Origin of the sequence: Tenacibaculum sp. A30 (genome assembly GCF_051200845.1) — a bacterium.
Taxonomy (GTDB): Bacteria; Bacteroidota; Bacteroidia; order Flavobacteriales; family Flavobacteriaceae; genus Polaribacter.
The window spans coordinates 719,126-737,688 of sequence record NZ_CP195160.1; the positions used below are offsets into that span (position 1 = coordinate 719,126).

Here is an 18,563-nt window from a genome sequence, read left to right on the forward strand (position 1 = left end):
AAATCTGTATAAAAGTGTATCTTTGTTTGCGTTGATTTTTTGTAGAAATCATTTCTTTTTCAACAAACCAATCAAATAACTAATAATCTTTCACTTATGTTAAAAGCTGGAGTTTTAGGCGCAGGTCACTTAGGAAAAATCCATTTGCGTTTGTTACAACAATCAGAAAAATATGAATTAGTAGGGTTTTATGACCCTTTTACAGAAAACGCACAAAAAGTAGCTGATGAGTTTAGCTATAAATTATTCGATTCAGTCGAAGCATTAATTGATGCTGTTGAAGTAGTTGACATTGTTACTCCTACACTTTCTCACTTCGATTGTGCCAAACAAGCCATTGAAAAAGGAAGACATATTTTTATTGAAAAACCAATTACCAATACCGTACTAGAAGCAGAAGCTATTAGAACCCTTGCAAGTCAACACCATGTTCGTGGTCAAGTTGGACATGTAGAGCGTTTTAACCCTGCTTTTATGGCTGTAAAAGACTTGATTGACACGCCAATGTTTATTGAAACACATCGTTTGGCTGAATTTAACCCTAGAGGAACAGATGTACCTGTAGTTTTAGATTTAATGATTCATGATATTGATATTATTTTATCGGTTGTAAACTCAAAAGTAAAAAGTGTGCATGCAAGTGGTGTATCAGTAATTTCAGAAACTCCTGATATTGCTAATGCTCGTATTGAATTTGAAAATGGTTGTGTTGCGAACCTAACAGCAAGTAGAATTTCGATGAAAAACATGCGTAAGAGCCGTTTTTTCCAAAGAGACGCATACATTTCAGTAAACTTCTTAGAAAAGCAATCAGAAGTTGTTAGAATGAAAGACGTACCAGAAAAACCTGATGAGTTTGCTATGATTTTGCAGAATGCTGAAGGTATTAAAAAGCAAATTTATTACGATAATCCTGAAGTAGTAGCTAACAACGCTATTTTAGATGAATTAGAATCGTTTGCAGATGCTATTCACAATAATACTACGCCTATTGTTTCGTTACGTCAAGGTACAGAAGCTTTACGTGTAGCACATCAGATTATAGACTGTTTTTAGAATAAAGTAAATAAGAAACAACCGCGTTAGGGATTGCAGTGAAAATCCTTTTTTGTTATTCTGAGTAAAGCGAAGAATACACCAAAAAAGATTGTAGCGGAAAGCCCGCCCCAGAGGGGAACGCCCATATAAATACCAAAACACAACAACATGAAAAATATCGCCGTAATTGGAGCAGGAACAATGGGAAATGGAATTGCGCATACGTTTGCTCAATTTGGATACAATGTTCAACTTATCGACATTTCGCAAGCTGCCTTAGATAGAGGGCTAGCAACCATTACTAAAAACTTAGATAGAATGGTAGCGAAAGAAAAAATTACTGAAGACGATAAAAATAATACCTTAAACAATATTACTACCTACACTTCTATTAAAGAAGGTGTACAGAATACTAGTTTAGTTGTTGAGGCTGCTACTGAAAATATTGACTTAAAACTTAAGATTTTTGAAGATTTAGATGAAGCTTGTGCTGAAGATACTATTTTAGCTACCAACACTTCATCAATCTCAATTACTCAAATTGCAGCAGCTACCAATAGACCTGAAAAAGTAATTGGAATGCACTTTATGAATCCTGTGCCAATTATGAAATTGGTTGAAATTATTAGAGGATACAACACTTCTGATGAAGTAATGGACTTTACAGTTGATTTAACTAAGAAAATAAATAAAGTTCCTGTTGAAGTAAATGATTACCCAGGTTTTGTTGCCAATCGTATTTTAATGCCAATGATTAACGAAAGTATTGAAACGTTATACAACGGTGTTGCTGGTGTTGCTGAAATTGATACTGTAATGAAATTAGGAATGGCACATCCAATGGGACCATTACAATTAGCTGATTTTATTGGATTAGATGTTTGTTTATCTATCTTAAACGTAATGTACGACGGATTTAAAAATCCTAAGTATGCTCCATGTCCGTTATTAGTAAACATGGTTGCAGCTGGTAAATTAGGTGTTAAATCTGGTGAAGGTTTTTATGACTATTCTGAAAGTAGAAAAGCAGAGAAAGTAGCGAAAATGTTTTCGTAAACTTTAGCTTACAACTATAAAAAAAGGGAAGTTTTCAATTGAAAACTTCCCTTTTTTACTTTATAAGATATGTGAGATTTCTCACATTCGTTCGAAATGACCTGATAGTACATTACTTTAAATTAACACGAAGTATCCGCGATGATTTTCCATTCTCCTTGTATCTTCTTAAAGATAATCATAAAAACACCATCAGCATCTCCTACAGGTCTTTTTAAGTGATACTCCCCCATAACAGAATAGGCTCCTTCAGTAATTTTAGAAATATCATTAATCTTAAAAGTTAACGTTCCTGAATGTTCTTTTGTTGGATACCCTTTTTTATAGTTATCTAAAGTTTTTTGCCAACCAAAAGTAACTCCGTTTCTTCCATAGAATTTTAATGAATCACTTTTCCAGTATCCTTGCATAAAGCCTTCTAAATCGTGTTTGGACCAAGCTTCTTCCTGAGCTTTCATCACCAATAAAATTTCTTGCTTTTCTGTTTCCTCTGAAACTGTTTTGGCTACTTCTTGTTTACATGAAACAAATACTACAACAAATAAAAAAATGCTAACAAATTTCTTCATTTTAAAATAGAGAGTTTATGATTTCTTTAATAGTAATTCCTTCTGCCTCTGCTTTATAATTCCTCACTATCCTATGTGATAGGATAGGAATTGCTACTGCTTGAACATCTTCAATATCTGGAGAATACTTTCCGTTAACCGCAGCATGTGCTTTCGCTGCTAAAATTAAGTTTTGTGAGGCTCTTGGACCAGCTCCCCAATCAATATACTTTTTGATTAATTCTGTTGCTTTATCAGAATTAGGGCGTGTTTTACCTACCAATTTAACAGCATACTCTACTACATTGTCAGCTACAGGAATTTTACGAATTAATTTTTGGACTTCTATAATTTCTTCCGAAGAAAAAATAGCACTTACTGTTTGTTCAGTTATTGATGTCGTATTTTTTACCACTTGCACCTCTTCTTCAAAACTTGGATACTCCAAGTTAATTGAAAACATAAAACGGTCTAACTGAGCTTCTGGTAACGGGTATGTTCCTTCTTGTTCTATTGGGTTTTGTGTTGCTAACACAAAAAATGGTAAATCTAACTTATAATGATGTCCCGCCACAGTTACCGACTTCTCTTGCATAGCCTCTAGTAAAGCTGCCTGTGTTTTAGGTGGTGTACGATTTATTTCATCTGCTAAAATGATATTTGAGAAAATAGGTCCTTTTATAAATTTAAAATGACGTGTTTCATCCAGTATTTCACTTCCTAAAATATCAGAAGGCATTAAATCGGGCGTAAACTGAATTCTACTAAAATTTAATCCTAATGCGTTTGAAATTGTATTTACCAACAAGGTTTTTGCTAATCCAGGAACTCCTATTAATAACGAGTGACCTCCGCAAAAAATCGAAAGTAACGTGTAATTTACAGCTTCTTGCTGCCCTATTATAACTTTTCCTATTTCTTGTTGTAATTGGCTATATTTTTCTACCAGTGTGTTTACTGCTGTTACGTCAGACATAAATGAAAGTTTTTCTTTATTCAATAAATTTAATTACAAACTTTTATAAAATGAAATTCCCGCTTTCGCGGGAATGACAATATACTAAATTTATTACTTCTTATTTATTTTCTTTCTTCCAATCTTTCTTGAAAGTACAATCTTTATAATCATTTCCTAACTTTAAATAGGTTTCTTGTATTTTTTCCTTTGTCCATTTAGCTATTTCTTCTTCTTTCTTTTTAGCTAAAGCAAACTGTTGCATTCTTACATAATCTTGAACTAAATCAGCCGTATGGTTATCTGTTTTATCTTTCATTAAGATTACCCCATACATTTTTTCTCCTTCACGAGTTTCATCATAATAAATATCTGATAAATCTCCTTTGTTTAATTCACTAATTCTTGGATATAATTCTGGAGGCATTCTTGTTAATTCAAAAGAAGGTTCTTGTGTGTATGGGTTTACAATTAAACCTCCACTATTTTTAGTTTCTTCGTCTTCTGAATATTTTGCTACAGCTTCTTCAAATGTAATTTTACCTTCTTTTATTTCTGCTACTATTTTTTCAATTTCCTCTTTAGTTTCTTTTAATTTTTCATCAGAAATTTGAGGTTGCATTAAAATATGAGATACTTCTCGTTGATTCCCTTTTACTTTATGTAATTGAAGAATATGATATCCAAATGCTGATTTAATAGGCTCTGAAATTTGATTTACATCTAACGAAAAAGCAGTTTCTTTAAACTCTTTAATAAACGGACTATCTTTAGTTATCACATATTTCCCTCCGTTTTGAGCTACAGCAGGGTCTTCTGAGTTAATAATCGCTTTTAATTTAAAACTAGCTCCCTCTTCAATCTCCTTTTTAATTTCTTTTAACTTATTAACAACACGATCTACCTCCTCTTGAGTTGGTTCAGCTTTTAAGATTAACTGATTTAATACTACTTCTGCAGGAATTTCAGGAAGTTCTCCTTTCTCTTTTAAACCCTTAAAATATACTCTAATTTCTTCTGGAGTAACATCAATATCCTCTGTTATCTTTTGTTGCTCTTTTTCTATTAGTAAGTTTTCTTTTTGAACTCTAGCTAATTCTTTCTTTAAATCTTCGATATCGTTAAAACCATATGCTTCAACTACTTTTTCTTCGCTTCCGTATTCTTGCGTGAAAAAAGCAATACTTCGGTCTACTCTTCCATCTATTTCAGATTGAGACACTACTACACTATCAATTACAGCATGGTGTGCTAATAATTTTTGTTGCATTAACTCTTCAAGCATTTCACAGTTAGAAATCTTTACTTTTCCTTCACTTCGCAACTCTACTTCTTGCTTAAATTTATCAATATCAGAATCTAAAACAATGTTTTTACCTACCACAACGGCTACTCCGTCTATTTTTTCTTGTGCGTTTAACGTTGTTAAACCTGCTAAAAACAAGGCAAAAGCTATACTAGTATTCTTTAAAGTTTTTGTTTTGGATTGCATCATTTATTAGTGTTTTTTCAATATCTCGTATTAATTCTAATTTTCTTTTATGTAAAATAATTTGCTTAATTCTAGGGCTAACATAGCTTAAAGGAGCAGTTGCATTCTTAGGCAATATATTTTTTACAGCGACCAAATATACTCCTAAAGTATCTTCTTTTTGTATGAATTTTGATATTTTTAACAAGTTTTCCTTTGATTCGTTACGAAAAGGAGGTATTTTTTTCTTTAAATAATCAAAAGTTACCCAAGTTGAATCTTGTAAACGATATGATTTAAAGTTCAACAAGTGTCTTTCTAAATCTACTTTATCTTCTTCTTTTTCTGATTTAAACTGTGCTATGGTTTCCTTTTTATCTAAAAACTTTTTACCAAAGTTTATATACTCAAATTGTAGTAACTCTTCATTTGTCTTAAAGTTTTCTTTGTTTTCTTCGTAGTATGAAGCTATTTCTTCTTCTCCTACAACAGTGTCTAATTGCTGCTTTATTAATCGTTCTTTGTAACCGTTTATATATAAACTTTTTTTGTAATCGTTTACTAAGCCTTCAATCTGCTCGCTATTTACTTCTGATATATTTTCTTCAGCTTTTATGTACAACAATTCTTGTTTAGCCCATGAATTGATAATCCCTTTAACAAGAACTAAACTATCTTTTTTAGAAAGATTTTTAGGTAATAACCCTTTAATATCATTCTTATATAAATGTTTGTTATAAACTGTGGCTATAGGTTTATCTTCTCTTGTTTTTTCTTTCTTTAAACTAACAAGATCACATGAAACTATACTTATTAACACTATTAGAAAAATATATTTCTTCACTTTATACTATTGGTTATACGTTTTCTTTAATTTTCTTAAAACCTTTTCTTTTACTTTGATAGTATTCTTTTCTCTTAAATCTTTAATCCACTCTTTTTCTAATTCATCTTGATAATCGCTCATCACCTGCCCTCTAATTTCATCAAGTTCTTTGCCATATTTGTTTTTATGAGTTGAGTAAAACTGACTCAATCCTACCTCATCAGTTGAAGCCTTGTTCCAAATTTTAGCTTCCATTAAATCAAACAATAGCAATCCTTCTTTATATTCTTGCAGAATGTTTTTATATTCAAAATTCTTATTCGCTAAATCTTCTTTGAAATAGTTTATCACTTTGGTATTTACAAACTCTTTAAACAGCTTTTGATCTACTTGCTGCTTTTTAGAGGCAGCAAACATAACTAAATCTTTTTGCAACCATTCTTTTCCGTTGATAGAAAGTACTCTCTTGTCCAACTTTCCATTCTTTTTTACTTCTGTAGCTTCTTTAAGAATATTGAAAGCTTGAGGGTACTCTTTTACTTTGTAGTTCTTTTTTATCTTTTCTATGCTTCCAATACTTAAAGCTTTTGCCCTACTTGAGTTTTTTATTCTTGTTGTTAGCTCTTCTTTCATTTCTTCAAAAGAAGCTATAGGATAATTCTTTAATAGCTTAACTATATGCCAACCGTATTTTGTTCTAAAAGGTTTACTATAATCTCCTATTTTTTCAAGTTTTAATACCTCATTCTCAAATTTCTCTATCATTTCTCCAGTTCCAAACCTTGGTAACTTTCCTCCATTATTTGCAGAGCCTAAATCATCTGAATATTCATTTGCTAACTTTTCAAAAGAAGCTCCTGATTCTAAAAGCTGATAGATCTCTTCTATTTTAGACTTACCTTTTGCTGAATTCGTCACTAAAATATGAGCTACCTCAAATTTTCCTTTAGATAATCTGCTTCCTGTTACTTTTATGATGTGGAGTCCGAATTTGGTTTGAAAAGGCTCTGAGATTTCTCCTATTCTTGTTTTGTAAGCTACATTTTCAAAAGGATATATCATTTGAAAAGCAGAAAAGTACCCTAAATTCCCTCCATTAATTTTCGCAGACGGATCCTCAGACACTTCTCTTGCAACTTTAGCAAAATCTTCTCCTTGTATTATTCTACTTCTGTATCTGTCAATTTTGCTTTTTAAAAACGAAGTATCAACAGCTATTCCATTACTCGGATATTTCACTAAAATATGGCTCGCCTTAATTTCTGTTTGGGTACGTTCATAGGCTTCCTTTACCAATTCATTAAGCGTCTCTTTATCGTATAAATATGGAATAATGAGTTGATTCTTATATATTTCCAACTCTTCTTGGTAGCTTTTTACAGTATCTAAGCGTAAATTATAGGCTTCTTTTACTTTCAGTTTATAGTTAATAAAAAGCTCTAAATAATCATCAAGACTATTACCTTTTCCGTCTTCTACTAAAGGTAAATTCTTTTCATACACTTGCTTAAACTCCGAAACTAATACAGGAGTATCATTAATCCGAAACAATTCCTGATCTCTTTGTGAAAAAGTTGGAAGAATTGTACATGAAACAGCTAGTATGAAAAGTAGATTTTTCATGCTATAAATTTACAAAGAAATAATTCCTTTTATAGCCTCTGCTTTTTTGTAATAAGAAATAACTTCGTCTGAACTTTTAACCGTTAAGTGTATTGAAACACTTACATACTTGCCTGTTTTAGATTTTTTGGTATCAATAACCGCTCCACCTTCATTAAATAAATCTTGTACTTCTTGTACTTGATTTCCATCCGTAGGAACAATAAACTTGTATAAGTATTTAGCTGGAAAAGTTGTAGTGTCTTCTAACTGTGATTTTAATTTTGCGTAAAAAGCCTCTCTATCTTGCATAACTCAATAATTACTGTTTTTATTAAAAATCATCAAAAAATATAGAATTCATGATGATGAAGCACAAAATTACACTATTTATTATATTTATAACTTGAAACTTTTATTTTTGCCCCATGCAACAAAAAATAGTTTTAATAGGTGGTCCTGGTACGGGTAAATCCTCTATTTTAAGAGAATTTATTAAGCGTGGATATGAATGTATGCCAGAGATTTCAAGAGAGGTTACCCTAAAAGCTCAAAAAGATGGAATAGATCAACTTTTTTTAGAGCAACCCTTACTATTTAGTCAACTTTTATTAGAAGGACGAGAACAACAATATATAGATGCACACCAAAGTGATGCTGAAATTATCTTTTTTGATAGAGGAATTCCTGATATACATGCCTATATGAATTATTTGGGTTCTGACTTTCCTGATATTTTTATAGAAAAAAGCAATAAATACTTATACACCAAAGTATTTATGTGTGCCCCTTGGGAAGATATTTATAAATCTGACAACGAGCGTTATGAAACGTTTGAACAATCAGTAAAAATTGATACTTTTTTAAAAGAAGCTTACGAAGAAATAGGCTATAACATAATTGATGTTCCTTTTGGGACGGTACATGAGCGTTGCGATTTTATTTTACATACGTTAAAACACGATGTATGATACAGCGCTTCAAATACTAAAACACTACTGGAGGTTCAACTCGTTTAGAGAACCTCAACAAAATATAATTACAGAAGTATTAGCAGGAAACAACGTAGTTGCGCTACTTCCTACTGGTGGTGGTAAATCTATTTGTTTTCAAGTACCTGCTTTAGCAAAAGAAGGTATTTGTATTGTCATTTCTCCTTTAATTGCTTTGATGCAAGATCAAGTTGCAAATCTTACTGAAAGAGGTATTAAAGCTACTTTAATTCCTTCTGGAAGTACCCAGGATGAAATCATTACACTTTTTGACAACATCCGATTTGGAAAAACTAAGTTTTTATACCTTTCGCCCGAACGATTACAATCTCGTTTTATTCAAGAGAAAATTAAGCAATTAGATGTTAATTTGATTGCTATTGATGAGGCACATTGTATTTCTGAATGGGGACACGATTTTCGTCCGTCGTATCAGAATATTACAATTTTAAAAGAATTACAACCTTCTGCCCCTATAATTGCTTTAACCGCAACTGCTACACAAAAAGTAATTTCAGATATTACTAGTTCACTTGAGTTGGAAAGCCCAACTGTTTTCAAAAAATCTTTTTTTAGAGAAAATTTAGCCTATCAAATTTATAAGACAGAAGACAAACTTGGTAAGCTGAATCAAATTTTCACTAAAACAAAAGCTCCTGCGATTGTATATGTGAATACACGTAGCAAAACAAAAGAGATTAGTAGTTACCTAAATGCACAAGGTTTTAAAAGCTCTTTTTATCATGGCGGACTATCTGCTGTAGAAAAAAAACTTGCTTTTGATAATTGGATGACAGAAAAAACTCCCATAATCGTTGCTACAAATGCTTTTGGGATGGGAATTGACAAACCAAATGTTCGAGTAGTTGTGCATATCAATTTACCTTCTTCTATCGAAAATTACATTCAAGAAGCAGGTCGTGGCGGTCGTGATGGAAACAAAGCTTTTTCTGTAGTATTAACAAATAACAGTGATATTTCTCTAAGTAGTGAATTACTTAAAAAATCGCTTCCTAGTATTGATGAAATAAAAATTGTTCATCAAAAGTTATATCAACATTTTCAAATTGCCAAGGGAGAATTGATCGAATCTGCTTTTGACTTCAACTTTTTGGATTTTTGTAGCAAATATGGTTTTATACCCAATAAAACTTTTAATGCGCTTCAAATTCTAACTAATAATGGAATTATAGAACTCAACCATAACTTTCAACAAAAGTCTACCGTTCAGTTTTTAGCAACGAGTAAACAAGTCATTTCTCAAACGCATCAAAACATACAGCTTAAAAACTTTATTCAGCAAATTTTACGTTTATATGGTGGAATTTTTGAAAACCCTGTAAAAATTGATGAATTCTATATCGCTAAAAAACTAGGCTCTACTTCTTGGAGTGTCATTACTATGTTAGAAAAATTAGCCCAAGAAGAACTGATTACCTATACAAAATCAACCAACAATGCTGAATTGTTCTTTTTGCACCCTAGAGAAGATGACAAAACCATTAACCGAATTTCAGTAAACATTCAGCAATACATCAAGCAGAAAGAACAAAAAAACAACGATTTACTTCAGTTTATTAAAAACGATACAGTTTGCCGTAGTATGCAGCTTCTCTCCTACTTTGATGAGCAGAATGCTCAAAACTGTGGAATTTGTGATGTTTGTTTACAGAAGAAAACTAGAACTAATGTAAATCAGCAAGATGTATTATCTCTTTTTAAAGACGGAAAAAGCTATACAGTTATTGAAATCTGCTCGCTTCTTAATGAAAAAGAAGCGAACATTTTAATACTTTTGCGACAGCTACTGGCTGAAGAAAAAATACACACGAATAACAATAAATATTATTTGATATAAATGAGAGATTTACGCATTGTTTTTATGGGAACCCCAGATTTTGCTGCTACTATTTTACAACACTTAGTAGAGAATGATTATAATGTTGTGGGAGTTATTACCGCGGCAGACAAACCTGCAGGAAGAGGTCGTAAACTAAATCAATCTGCAGTTAAAAAATATGCGTTATCTCAAAACTTACCTATTCTTCAACCAACAAACTTAAAAAGTGAAGAGTTTCAAGAAGAACTAAAAAAATGGAACGCCAACTTACAAATAGTAGTTGCTTTTAGAATGTTACCAAAATCGGTTTGGGCAATGCCAGAATATGGTACGTTTAATTTACACGCTTCTTTATTACCAGAGTATCGTGGAGCAGCACCTATTAACTGGGCAATTATTAATGGTGAAACCAAAACAGGCGTTACTACGTTCTTTATTGATGATAAGATTGATACAGGTGAAATCATCTTACAAAGTGAAGTTGATATTAAAGAAGATGAAGTTGTAGGTGAATTACATGACAAACTAATGTATTTAGGAGCCAACTTAGTTGCTGAGACAGTTGATTTAATTGCAAAAGGTGATGTAACCACTACCAAGCAACCAGAATTAGAAGAAAAATCAGCTCCTAAACTGTATCCTGACAACTGTAAAATTGATTGGTCTAAGCCATTACAAGATATATACAACCATATCCGTGGATTAAACCCATATCCTGCCGCTTGGACAACCATTATAAACGGCGAAGAGGAAGTTTCAGCTAAAATTTATGAGGTTTCAAAAGAAAACACTTCACATTCTTTAGATAACGGAACAATTATTACCTCAAAAAAAGAGTTAAAAGTAGCGGTTACAGATGGTTACTTAAATATTCATCAAATTAAAATTTCAGGTAAAAAATTAATGGATGCTCAAAGTTTATTAAATGGCTACCAATTTGAAAAAGGAGCTAAAATGCTGTAGCCCTTTATTTATAAGGTTTTAGCGTTTTTAACAAAAAAACAATCAGGGTTATTAACAATTCGAAGTAACTTATTAACAAAAGAGTGTTTTTTTTAGGCCAAATCTTGCACAATCCCGCATTCCGTCTATATTTGTTGAGCTATTGAAGCAAAAAAATATTAATTAATTTTAAAATCTATTTAAATTATGAACAAATCAGATTTAATCGATGCGATGGCTGCTGATGCAGGAATTTCAAAAGCTGCTGCTAAAGCTGCATTAGATTCTTTAACTGCTAACGTAACTAATACTCTAAAAAAAGGTGGTAAAGTTGCTTTAGTTGGATGGGGAACTTGGTCTGTTTCTGAGAGAGCTGCTAGAACTGGTAGAAACCCTCAAACTGGAAAAGAAATCAAAATTGCTGCTAAAAACGTAGTTAAATTTAAAGCTGGTGCTGGTTTAAGTGACTCTGTAAACTAATATCCTCCTCAAAACATATCACAACAGCATTTAGGCAACTAAATGCTGTTTTTTTTATCTTTAGTGTCACAAAAACATACAGCTATTGTCTTTAAAATAGAACTTAAAACAATTATACAATGAAAAATATAGCCACTCTTATCGTACTGCTATTTTGTTTCTCAACTACTTTTGCTCAAAAAACCATAAATGCATCTGATATTATAAAAGATGTTAAAAACGGTGAAGCTATAACCATTTCAAATGCTACAATTAAAGGGACACTAGATTTTACTTTTATGGAAGAAGCACTTTCTAAACTTCCTACCAGAAAAAGTTGGTGGAACAACGGTGGCTCAAACACTATTGAAAAACAAATTACCAATAAAGTTTCATTTATAAACTGTGTTTTTGAAGATGATGTGTTAGCCTATATTCCTGATGAAAAAAGCGGATATACGTTTGTTGCTAATTTTGAAGACTTCGTAATCTTTAAGGATTGTACCTTTGAACAAAAAGCAATGTTTAAATATTCTGACTTTGAGAAAAACACAGACTTTTCTGGCTCTAAATTTAAAGGAGACTCTACTTTTAAATATGCTAAGTTTAATAGAGACATTTCTTTTAAGAACACCTTATTTGAAGAACCATCTACTTTTAAATATGCAAACTTTAAGCGTTTTGTAAGTTTTGAAAACTCAATATTTAACGAAAGTGCTATTTTTAAATACACTGATTTTAAAGACGGGGTATCATTTAGAAATGTAAAGTTTGAAGAAGACTTAAACATAAAATACACCAAAGTATCAGGCGAATTTGATATAACAGGTATGGAAGTCGCCTTTGATATTGATTCAAAATACACTAAAATAAATGGTATAAGTTTTAACAAATACTTACTGAAAAAATAATCTTAGAAAACTTTCTCTTAAACTATAAATAATAAAACTCCGCTTTTCAGCGGAGTTTTATTTTTATTCTTCCTCATCGTTAAATGAAGAATTCTTTTTTTCTTTCTTACTACCTTCATACAACTCATACTTTACAAAACGACAATCTAAATCGGCATTTTTCAACGGAACTCTTTTCGACGTTCGTAATCCTACATGTTTTAAGGCTTGAATATCCGACGTAATTAACCACGCTGTTGAATTAGGATAATTGTTCTTTAGCGTGTCTCCTATTTTTCTATAAAACTCTTCTACATCAATATTTAAACGCTCTCCATAAGGCGGATTGAACAAAATTGTAGTTTTACCAAATACTTCTTTTTTTGAATTGAAAAAGTTTACGTGATGTACTCCTATAAACTCATCCAAATTAGCATTGATAATATTTTGCTGCGCTTTTCTAACTGCCGATGGAGCCTTATCAAATCCCATAATTTTAAAATGAGAACTTCGTATTTTCTTCAACAATGAATCTTGAATAATGAAATATAAATCTTCATCATAATCGTTCCAATTTTCAAAAGCAAAATGTTTACGATTAATGTTTGCTGGAATTTGATTAGCAATCATCGCAGCTTCAATCAAAATAGTACCAGAACCACACATCGGATCTATAAAGTTTTCTTCTCCTTTATACCCTGAAAGTAATAATAATCCTGCAGCTAACACCTCGTTAATCGGTGCAATATTCGTAGCACTACGATATCCACGCTTGTGTAACGATTCACCTGAAGAATCTAACGAAATAGTCAACCATTCTTTATGAATATGAATATGAACCTTAACATCAGGATATTTTAAATCTACATTCGGACGCTTTTTATACTTATGCATAAAATAATCAGCAATAGCATCCTTCGATTTTAAACTGATATAATGTGAATTAGACGTGAAATTATTCGAATTTACCACCGCTCCGATAGCAAATGTTCCGTCAACATCTAAAAAACGTTCCCATTTTACACGTTGAATCGCTTCATATAAATCTTCTTCATCATAAATTTTACTGCGTTTAATTGGTTTTAAGATACGAATAGCAGTACGCAACGCAATATTGGCTTTATACATAAAGCCCTTATCACCTCTAAAAGCAACACTTCTTATCCCTTCTTTCACTTCCATTGCTCCTAACTGACGTAATTCGTCTGCTAAAACCCCTTCTAAACCTGCCATGGTAACGGCGGTCATTTTAAAATCTTTTTCCATGTAACTGTAAAATTTCACTGCAAAAGTACAGCTAATTTTGGGTTGTTATCAATCTTTTCTACTTTGAATACAAAAAACGTAAGTTTTATGTATTTTTGCAGACCTTAGAGTTATGAATTCAACAACAGATTGGTTTACTTCTTGGTTTAACACACCATACTATCATATTTTATACAAGCATAGAAACGATGCCGACGCTCAGTTTTTTATGCGAAACATTACTTCTTTTTTACAATTACCAAAATCGAGTAAGATTGCTGATTTACCATGCGGAAAAGGGCGTCATGCAGTTTATTTAAACTCATTAGGTTACGATGTCGTAGGTGGTGATTTGAGCGAAAAGAGTATTGAACACGCCAAACAATTTGAAAATGATACGCTTCATTTTGAGGTTTGGGATATGCGAAAACCTATAGAAAATAAATACGACGCCGTATTTAATCTATTTACTAGTTTTGGTTATTTTGAAGATGACAATGAAGACATTGCTGTTTTAAGAAGTATTAAAAACGGATTAAAAGAAGACGGTGTTTTTGTCTTGGATTTCTTAAATGTTGAAAAAGTAAAAAACACGTTGGTTAAAGAAGAAGTAAAAATTATTGATGATATTGAATTCAATATTCAAAAAGAAATCAAAGACGGATTCATCTTAAAACACATTTCTTTTACTGCGGAAGAAAAATCACATTTGTATACCGAACGCGTAAAGTTTTTAACCTTAGAAAAATTGCAATCGTACTTTGATAAAGTGAATTTGCAAGTAATACATATTTTTGGCGACTATAGCCTGAATAAATTCAATTCACAATCTTCTGATCGTTTAATTATCGTTGCTAAATGAGTTACTTCTTATTAATTTCAGCCGTTTTAGTAGGTGTTTTATTAGTTTTTATAATAAAACCAAGCAATAACTTCGTCCGTTTGTTATTAGCTTTTAGTGGTGCTTACCTTCTTTCTGTTACTATTTTACATTTATTACCAGAAGTATACCATCATACCGACAATACTAAATTAGCAGGTATTTTGATTTTAGTAGGAATCATTGTACAATCGATATTAGAATCATTTTCTAAAGGTGCTGAACACGGACATATTCATTTACATTCAGATTCTTCTGAATTTCCTTGGATGCTATTTGTAAGTTTATGTATTCATGCGTTTTCTGAAGGACTACCAATTCATCATGCTGATGATAACTTATTGTGGGCAATTATCGTACATAAAATTCCAATTGCTATTGTATTAACCACTTTTTTATTACACGCTAACTATTCGAAAAAAATAATCTTTTTCTTTTTAACGGTATTTGCGTTGATGAGTCCTTTAGGGATTTTAGTGGCTGATAAAGTACCTGTAATTATAGAGTATAACACTGAAATTACGGCGTTAATTATCGGAGTGTTTTTACATATTTCAACTATTATCCTTTTTGAAAGTACTGAAAACCACAAATTCAACTATAAAAAGTTTGCAGCTATTATTTTAGGGGTGTTGTTAACTATCTTCACGATGCACCAACCCCATTGAGAAAGCTGGTAAACAAACGGCTAAATACTCACAAGGCTCTGTAAAAGGATTAGAATACTGTACACGCACATTCTTTTCAATTTTGATAGATTGTCCTGCTTCTAGCACAACTATTTCTCCATCGATATTGAATTGTTTTTTTCCTTTAATAATATACGTGAATTCTTCAAATTCTGGTGTTTGAAAAGGCTCACTCCAACCTGGAGGTGCTATCATGTGTGCAATACTCACATTTGAATTTCCATCGGTAGCATTTCCAAAATGTTCTTCAATTAACTTTCCATCGGTAGTTGGCACTACAAAGGGATTTTTTTGAATTGTATATTTTTTATTCATATCGTTTTATTTTGACTCCTTAGCTTCTAAAATTGGTCTAAGATTTCTTTTAGCACTTATAAGCTGTTCGGGCATGTTTTTAAAAGGTGTAACAACAAAAGTAAACTTGTCGTTTGCTTTAAACTTCCAATAGTTGTCATTTAACTCACCTTGCTTTGTTTCAATATTCCAATTAGGAATGTTTATTAACGAAAACTCATTGGTCTCTTCATTAAATTCTAGAGCAAAATCTTTTAAGTCTTTTACTGATGAATAATTTAAAATGATTGTTGCATTTAAATTACCCTCTTTCGTAGTATGAAAAGTACATGACTTTGACGGATAACTCTTAATTTCTTTTCTCCAATTTCTAGCTATAATTTTCTCTAGCTCTGAATTAACTTGTACGCTGTCTTGTTCTTTCTTTATAAGTGTAAACAACCCTTCTTGAACAATTATTACCTCTTTTTCTTTTGAATTTACTGTTACTGTTGTTTTCTCTGCTCCTATTCTACTATCTTCTCCAAAAAAAACACCCAATACAAAAAATACTATTTTTATTACTTCCATCTTTTAAAATTTACATAGCTATTATTAATTAAAAAGCCGAAACAGTTGTTTCGGCTTCGTATATTTTAGTTAAACCAAATGGTAAACGATTTAATTTTTGCTAAATCAGGAATTTGTTCTTTGGTTACTTTTTGAGTACTAAACTCTTTTAATCCTAAGTCTTCTTTATCAATTGTAATTGTCGCGTTTAAATCATCTATAAATAGCGTTGCTGATGAAAAAGATGATTCTACTTTATTTACTTTCGTATTTGCATCAATGTCTTGGAAAGTAGATTTAATATTTACTCCAGATTTTGTCTTAAAACGCTCATCAAAAATTTCGATACTCTTAATTGTTGAAGTAGAGTCTAACTGCTCTTTAGGAGTAATAGTTAACAAATGCTTTCCTCCTTTTTCGTACACTAAATATTTGTCATCTTCTTGAAAAAGATTATCTCCTTTAGCTCCTTCACTTAAAACTTTTACTATTGAATCTTGCTTGAAAATACCTTCAATTTCTTGCACCGTTGTTTTTGTAGTTAATTCCCCTACTTTTCCTTTAGCAATATCAAACTTACTATTACCGCATTGTACAAATACTACTGCCATTACAGCAATTACTAAAGGTTTCATTAATGTTCTCATTGTTCTTCTTTTATATTTAAAACGTCTATTTTTTCTATTTGTTATTTTAGTACCTTTTTTAAAATTCCGAAAGCAGCTCTTATAAATGTAGCACTGGTTAACACCTTTACTACTGGATTCATACGCGTGCTAGTTCGAGTTGAAGAAGTTCTCCTTCTCGTCTTCTCCTCCTCTTCTCTTTTTGCTACTGCTTCCTCTTCTTTATTTATCTTTTCAATTTTCTTATTTAGTATTTCATAAGCACTTTCTCTATCTAGAGTATCATTGTACTTAGGAATTAATCTAGAATTGTCTAATACTTGTTTAATTTCCTTTTCTGTTAACACATCCATTCTACTCATCGGAGCACGTAACATCGTTCGTGCTAACGGAGTTGGAATTCCTTTTTCATTCAATACTGAAACCAATGCTTCCCCTATACCTAACTGCGTTAATACTTCTTTAGTATCGTAATATTCAGAATCTGGATAGTTTTCAGCAGCCAATTTAATTGCTTTTCTATCTTTTGCCGTAAATGCACGTAGAGCGTGTTGAATCTTCATTCCTAATTGTGCTAACACATCTTCTGGAACATCTTTCGGATTTTGTGTTACAAAGTATAATCCTATTCCTTTTGAACGAATTAACTTTACAATACTTTCTATCTGGCTTAAAAGTGCTTTCGAAGCTTCATCAAACACTAAATGAGCTTCGTCTATAAAAATAACAAGTTCAGGTCGACCACTATCGCCTTGCTCAGGAAAAGTTTCGTATACCTCTGCTAACAACTGTAACATAAAGGTTGAAAACAACTTTGGTCGATCTTGAATATCGGTTAAACGTAGCACAGAAATAACACCGCGTCCGTTTTCATCGATACGAGTTAAATCATCAACATCAAACGATTTTTCTCCGAAGAATAAATCACCTCCTTGTTGCTCTATTTCTACTATTTTTCTAAGAATTGCTCCTGTACTAGCCGTAGAAATTCGTCCGTATTCTCCTTGAATTTCTTCTTTTCCTTCATTGGTTATATATTGAAGGATTTTCTTGAAATCTTTTAAATCTAATAACGGTAGCTGATGGTCATCACAATATTTGAAAATGATGGCTACAATACCAGATTGTGTCTCCGTTAAATCTAAAATACGTGATAATAAAACAGGGCCAAATTCAGAAACTGTAGCACGTAAACGAACTCCGTTTTGTTCTGAAATTGATAAAATTTCTATTGGAAATTTTGTTGCTGTAAATGGAATCCCGATTTTTTCATGACGTTCATCAATCTTTGCATGTCCTGGACTGGGTTGTGCTAATCCACTCAAATCTCCTTTCACATCCATCAACAATACAGGAATTCCTTTTTCTGACATGTTTTCTGCCAATACTTGTAAGGTTTTTGTCTTTCCTGTTCCTGTTGCGCCAGCTATTAATCCGTGACGATTTAACGTTTTTAAAGGAATATTTACCAAGGCATTGGTTACGGTTTCTTCACCTAGCATTCCTGCCCCTAACGTAATAAACTCTCCTTTAGTGGTATATCCTTCGTTGATGTACTTGAAAAACTCTTCGGTTTTACTCATTCTTTTTTGAACTTTTTTGTGATAAAAACACGTAAAAGTAACAAAAATCATTCATTAAATTTTAATGTTGCCTATCTT

20 protein-coding genes are annotated in these 18,563 nt (G+C 31.8%); 9 read left to right on the forward strand and 11 right to left on the reverse strand.

What is annotated here, in order from left to right; translation table 11 throughout:
* Positions 1–96 precede the first annotated feature (96 nt).
* Positions 97–1,056 carry a Gfo/Idh/MocA family protein gene (locus tag ACR9ES_RS03385; protein WP_435255094.1) on the forward strand — a complete coding sequence of 320 codons (960 nt, stop codon included), beginning with the start codon at positions 97–99 and terminating at the stop codon, positions 1,054–1,056.
* A gap of 150 nt (positions 1,057–1,206) precedes the next feature.
* On the forward strand, positions 1,207–2,094 hold the full coding sequence (locus ACR9ES_RS03390) for a 3-hydroxybutyryl-CoA dehydrogenase (RefSeq protein ID WP_435255095.1): 888 nt from the start codon (positions 1,207–1,209) through the stop codon (positions 2,092–2,094).
* Between the two features lie 122 nt (positions 2,095–2,216).
* On the opposite strand, the gene ACR9ES_RS03395 is transcribed toward ACR9ES_RS03390, so the two are convergent.
* The 6 genes from ACR9ES_RS03395 to ACR9ES_RS03420 all read right to left on the reverse strand — a co-directional run bounded on the left by ACR9ES_RS03395 (position 2,217) and on the right by ACR9ES_RS03420 (position 7,808).
* The gene (locus ACR9ES_RS03395; RefSeq protein ID WP_435255096.1) at positions 2,217–2,663 is read right to left on the reverse strand and encodes a YybH family protein; all 447 of its coding nucleotides are present in this window, start codon (positions 2,661–2,663) and stop codon (positions 2,217–2,219) included.
* Between the two features lies 1 nt (position 2,664).
* Positions 2,665–3,618 carry an AAA family ATPase gene (locus tag ACR9ES_RS03400; RefSeq protein ID WP_435255097.1) on the reverse strand — a complete coding sequence of 318 codons (954 nt, stop codon included), beginning with the start codon at positions 3,616–3,618 and terminating at the stop codon, positions 2,665–2,667.
* Between the two features lie 100 nt (positions 3,619–3,718).
* Positions 3,719–5,092: a peptidylprolyl isomerase gene (locus ACR9ES_RS03405; RefSeq protein ID WP_435255098.1), complete on the reverse strand. Its 1,374-nt coding sequence runs from the start codon at positions 5,090–5,092 to the stop codon at positions 3,719–3,721.
* Entirely contained in the window at positions 5,055–5,912 is an 858-nt protein-coding gene (locus tag ACR9ES_RS03410; RefSeq protein ID WP_435255099.1) for a hypothetical protein, read from the reverse strand. Before ACR9ES_RS03410 ends, ACR9ES_RS03405 begins: the two co-directional genes overlap by 38 nt.
* Positions 5,913–5,918: 6 nt before the next feature.
* Complete coding sequence (locus ACR9ES_RS03415; RefSeq protein WP_435255100.1) at positions 5,919–7,517, reverse strand: peptidylprolyl isomerase; 1,599 nt, start codon at positions 7,515–7,517, stop codon at positions 5,919–5,921.
* A 9-nt stretch (positions 7,518–7,526) separates the two neighbouring features.
* Positions 7,527–7,808, reverse strand: coding sequence for a DUF493 family protein (locus ACR9ES_RS03420; protein ID WP_133534358.1), 282 nt, complete (start codon positions 7,806–7,808; stop codon positions 7,527–7,529).
* A 116-nt stretch (positions 7,809–7,924) separates the two neighbouring features.
* On the opposite strand from ACR9ES_RS03420, the gene ACR9ES_RS03425 reads away from it, so the two are divergent.
* The 5 genes from ACR9ES_RS03425 to ACR9ES_RS03445 all read left to right on the forward strand — a co-directional run bounded on the left by ACR9ES_RS03425 (position 7,925) and on the right by ACR9ES_RS03445 (position 12,640).
* Positions 7,925–8,467: an AAA family ATPase gene (locus ACR9ES_RS03425; protein WP_435255101.1), complete on the forward strand. Its 543-nt coding sequence runs from the start codon at positions 7,925–7,927 to the stop codon at positions 8,465–8,467.
* Positions 8,460–10,346, forward strand: a complete 1,887-nt coding sequence (locus tag ACR9ES_RS03430; protein ID WP_435255102.1) for a RecQ family ATP-dependent DNA helicase — start codon at positions 8,460–8,462, stop codon at positions 10,344–10,346. Before ACR9ES_RS03425 ends, ACR9ES_RS03430 begins: the two co-directional genes overlap by 8 nt.
* A complete protein-coding gene (fmt, locus tag ACR9ES_RS03435) occupies positions 10,347–11,291 on the forward strand; it encodes a methionyl-tRNA formyltransferase (protein ID WP_435255103.1) in 945 nt (314 codons plus the stop codon). It begins immediately after the preceding gene.
* Positions 11,292–11,477: 186 nt separating this feature from the next.
* Positions 11,478–11,750: an HU family DNA-binding protein gene (locus ACR9ES_RS03440; RefSeq protein WP_299002958.1), complete on the forward strand. Its 273-nt coding sequence runs from the start codon at positions 11,478–11,480 to the stop codon at positions 11,748–11,750.
* Between the two features lie 119 nt (positions 11,751–11,869).
* Positions 11,870–12,640, forward strand: a complete 771-nt coding sequence (locus ACR9ES_RS03445; RefSeq protein WP_435255104.1) for a pentapeptide repeat-containing protein — start codon at positions 11,870–11,872, stop codon at positions 12,638–12,640.
* A gap of 63 nt (positions 12,641–12,703) precedes the next feature.
* On the opposite strand, the gene ACR9ES_RS03450 is transcribed toward ACR9ES_RS03445, so the two are convergent.
* Complete coding sequence (locus ACR9ES_RS03450; RefSeq protein ID WP_435255105.1) at positions 12,704–13,885, reverse strand: THUMP domain-containing class I SAM-dependent RNA methyltransferase; 1,182 nt, start codon at positions 13,883–13,885, stop codon at positions 12,704–12,706.
* 112 nt (positions 13,886–13,997) lie between these two features.
* On the opposite strand from ACR9ES_RS03450, the gene ACR9ES_RS03455 reads away from it, so the two are divergent.
* Together ACR9ES_RS03455 and ACR9ES_RS03460 are read left to right on the forward strand one after the other, a co-directional pair.
* Entirely contained in the window at positions 13,998–14,726 is a 729-nt protein-coding gene (locus ACR9ES_RS03455) for a class I SAM-dependent methyltransferase (RefSeq protein ID WP_274634892.1), read from the forward strand.
* Positions 14,723–15,412 carry a ZIP family metal transporter gene (locus tag ACR9ES_RS03460; protein WP_435255106.1) on the forward strand — a complete coding sequence of 230 codons (690 nt, stop codon included), beginning with the start codon at positions 14,723–14,725 and terminating at the stop codon, positions 15,410–15,412. The genes ACR9ES_RS03455 and ACR9ES_RS03460 overlap by 4 nt, the downstream gene beginning before the upstream one ends.
* Here the strand turns inward: ACR9ES_RS03460 and ACR9ES_RS03465 are convergent.
* The 4 genes from ACR9ES_RS03465 to ACR9ES_RS03480 form a co-directional block, all read right to left on the reverse strand.
* Complete coding sequence (locus tag ACR9ES_RS03465) at positions 15,380–15,748, reverse strand: cupin domain-containing protein (RefSeq protein WP_435255107.1); 369 nt, start codon at positions 15,746–15,748, stop codon at positions 15,380–15,382. The two genes, ACR9ES_RS03460 and ACR9ES_RS03465, sit on opposite strands and share 33 nt — an antisense overlap.
* 6 nt (positions 15,749–15,754) lie before the next feature.
* Complete coding sequence (locus ACR9ES_RS03470) at positions 15,755–16,297, reverse strand: hypothetical protein (RefSeq protein WP_435255108.1); 543 nt, start codon at positions 16,295–16,297, stop codon at positions 15,755–15,757.
* A gap of 65 nt (positions 16,298–16,362) precedes the next feature.
* On the reverse strand, positions 16,363–16,923 hold the full coding sequence (locus tag ACR9ES_RS03475) for a hypothetical protein (protein ID WP_435255109.1): 561 nt from the start codon (positions 16,921–16,923) through the stop codon (positions 16,363–16,365).
* A 41-nt stretch (positions 16,924–16,964) separates the two neighbouring features.
* The gene (locus ACR9ES_RS03480) at positions 16,965–18,485 is read right to left on the reverse strand and encodes a helicase HerA-like domain-containing protein (RefSeq protein ID WP_435255110.1); all 1,521 of its coding nucleotides are present in this window, start codon (positions 18,483–18,485) and stop codon (positions 16,965–16,967) included.
* Positions 18,486–18,563: the final 78 nt, after the last annotated feature.

Bases quoted from the DNA above. Each gene is read 5' to 3' on its own strand.
- ACR9ES_RS03385 (WP_435255094.1), top strand. From the start codon at position 97: ATGTTAAAAGCTGGAGTTTTAGGCGCAGGTCACTTAGGAAAAATCCAT.
- ACR9ES_RS03390 (WP_435255095.1), top strand. From the start codon at position 1,207: ATGAAAAATATCGCCGTAATTGGAGCAGGAACAATGGGAAATGGAATT.
- ACR9ES_RS03395 (WP_435255096.1), bottom strand. From the start codon at position 2,663: ATGAAGAAATTTGTTAGCATTTTTTTATTTGTTGTAGTATTTGTTTCA.
- ACR9ES_RS03400 (WP_435255097.1), bottom strand. From the start codon at position 3,618: ATGTCTGACGTAACAGCAGTAAACACACTGGTAGAAAAATATAGCCAA.
- ACR9ES_RS03405 (WP_435255098.1), bottom strand. From the start codon at position 5,092: ATGATGCAATCCAAAACAAAAACTTTAAAGAATACTAGTATAGCTTTT.
- ACR9ES_RS03415 (WP_435255100.1), bottom strand. From the start codon at position 7,517: ATGAAAAATCTACTTTTCATACTAGCTGTTTCATGTACAATTCTTCCA.
- ACR9ES_RS03420 (WP_133534358.1), bottom strand. From the start codon at position 7,808: ATGCAAGATAGAGAGGCTTTTTACGCAAAATTAAAATCACAGTTAGAA.
- ACR9ES_RS03425 (WP_435255101.1), top strand. From the start codon at position 7,925: ATGCAACAAAAAATAGTTTTAATAGGTGGTCCTGGTACGGGTAAATCC.
- ACR9ES_RS03430 (WP_435255102.1), top strand. From the start codon at position 8,460: ATGTATGATACAGCGCTTCAAATACTAAAACACTACTGGAGGTTCAAC.
- fmt (WP_435255103.1), top strand. From the start codon at position 10,347: ATGAGAGATTTACGCATTGTTTTTATGGGAACCCCAGATTTTGCTGCT.
- ACR9ES_RS03440 (WP_299002958.1), top strand. From the start codon at position 11,478: ATGAACAAATCAGATTTAATCGATGCGATGGCTGCTGATGCAGGAATT.
- ACR9ES_RS03445 (WP_435255104.1), top strand. From the start codon at position 11,870: ATGAAAAATATAGCCACTCTTATCGTACTGCTATTTTGTTTCTCAACT.
- ACR9ES_RS03450 (WP_435255105.1), bottom strand. From the start codon at position 13,885: ATGGAAAAAGATTTTAAAATGACCGCCGTTACCATGGCAGGTTTAGAA.
- ACR9ES_RS03455 (WP_274634892.1), top strand. From the start codon at position 13,998: ATGAATTCAACAACAGATTGGTTTACTTCTTGGTTTAACACACCATAC.
- ACR9ES_RS03460 (WP_435255106.1), top strand. From the start codon at position 14,723: ATGAGTTACTTCTTATTAATTTCAGCCGTTTTAGTAGGTGTTTTATTA.
- ACR9ES_RS03465 (WP_435255107.1), bottom strand. From the start codon at position 15,748: ATGAATAAAAAATATACAATTCAAAAAAATCCCTTTGTAGTGCCAACT.
- ACR9ES_RS03470 (WP_435255108.1), bottom strand. From the start codon at position 16,297: ATGGAAGTAATAAAAATAGTATTTTTTGTATTGGGTGTTTTTTTTGGA.
- ACR9ES_RS03475 (WP_435255109.1), bottom strand. From the start codon at position 16,923: ATGAGAACATTAATGAAACCTTTAGTAATTGCTGTAATGGCAGTAGTA.
- ACR9ES_RS03480 (WP_435255110.1), bottom strand. From the start codon at position 18,485: ATGAGTAAAACCGAAGAGTTTTTCAAGTACATCAACGAAGGATATACC.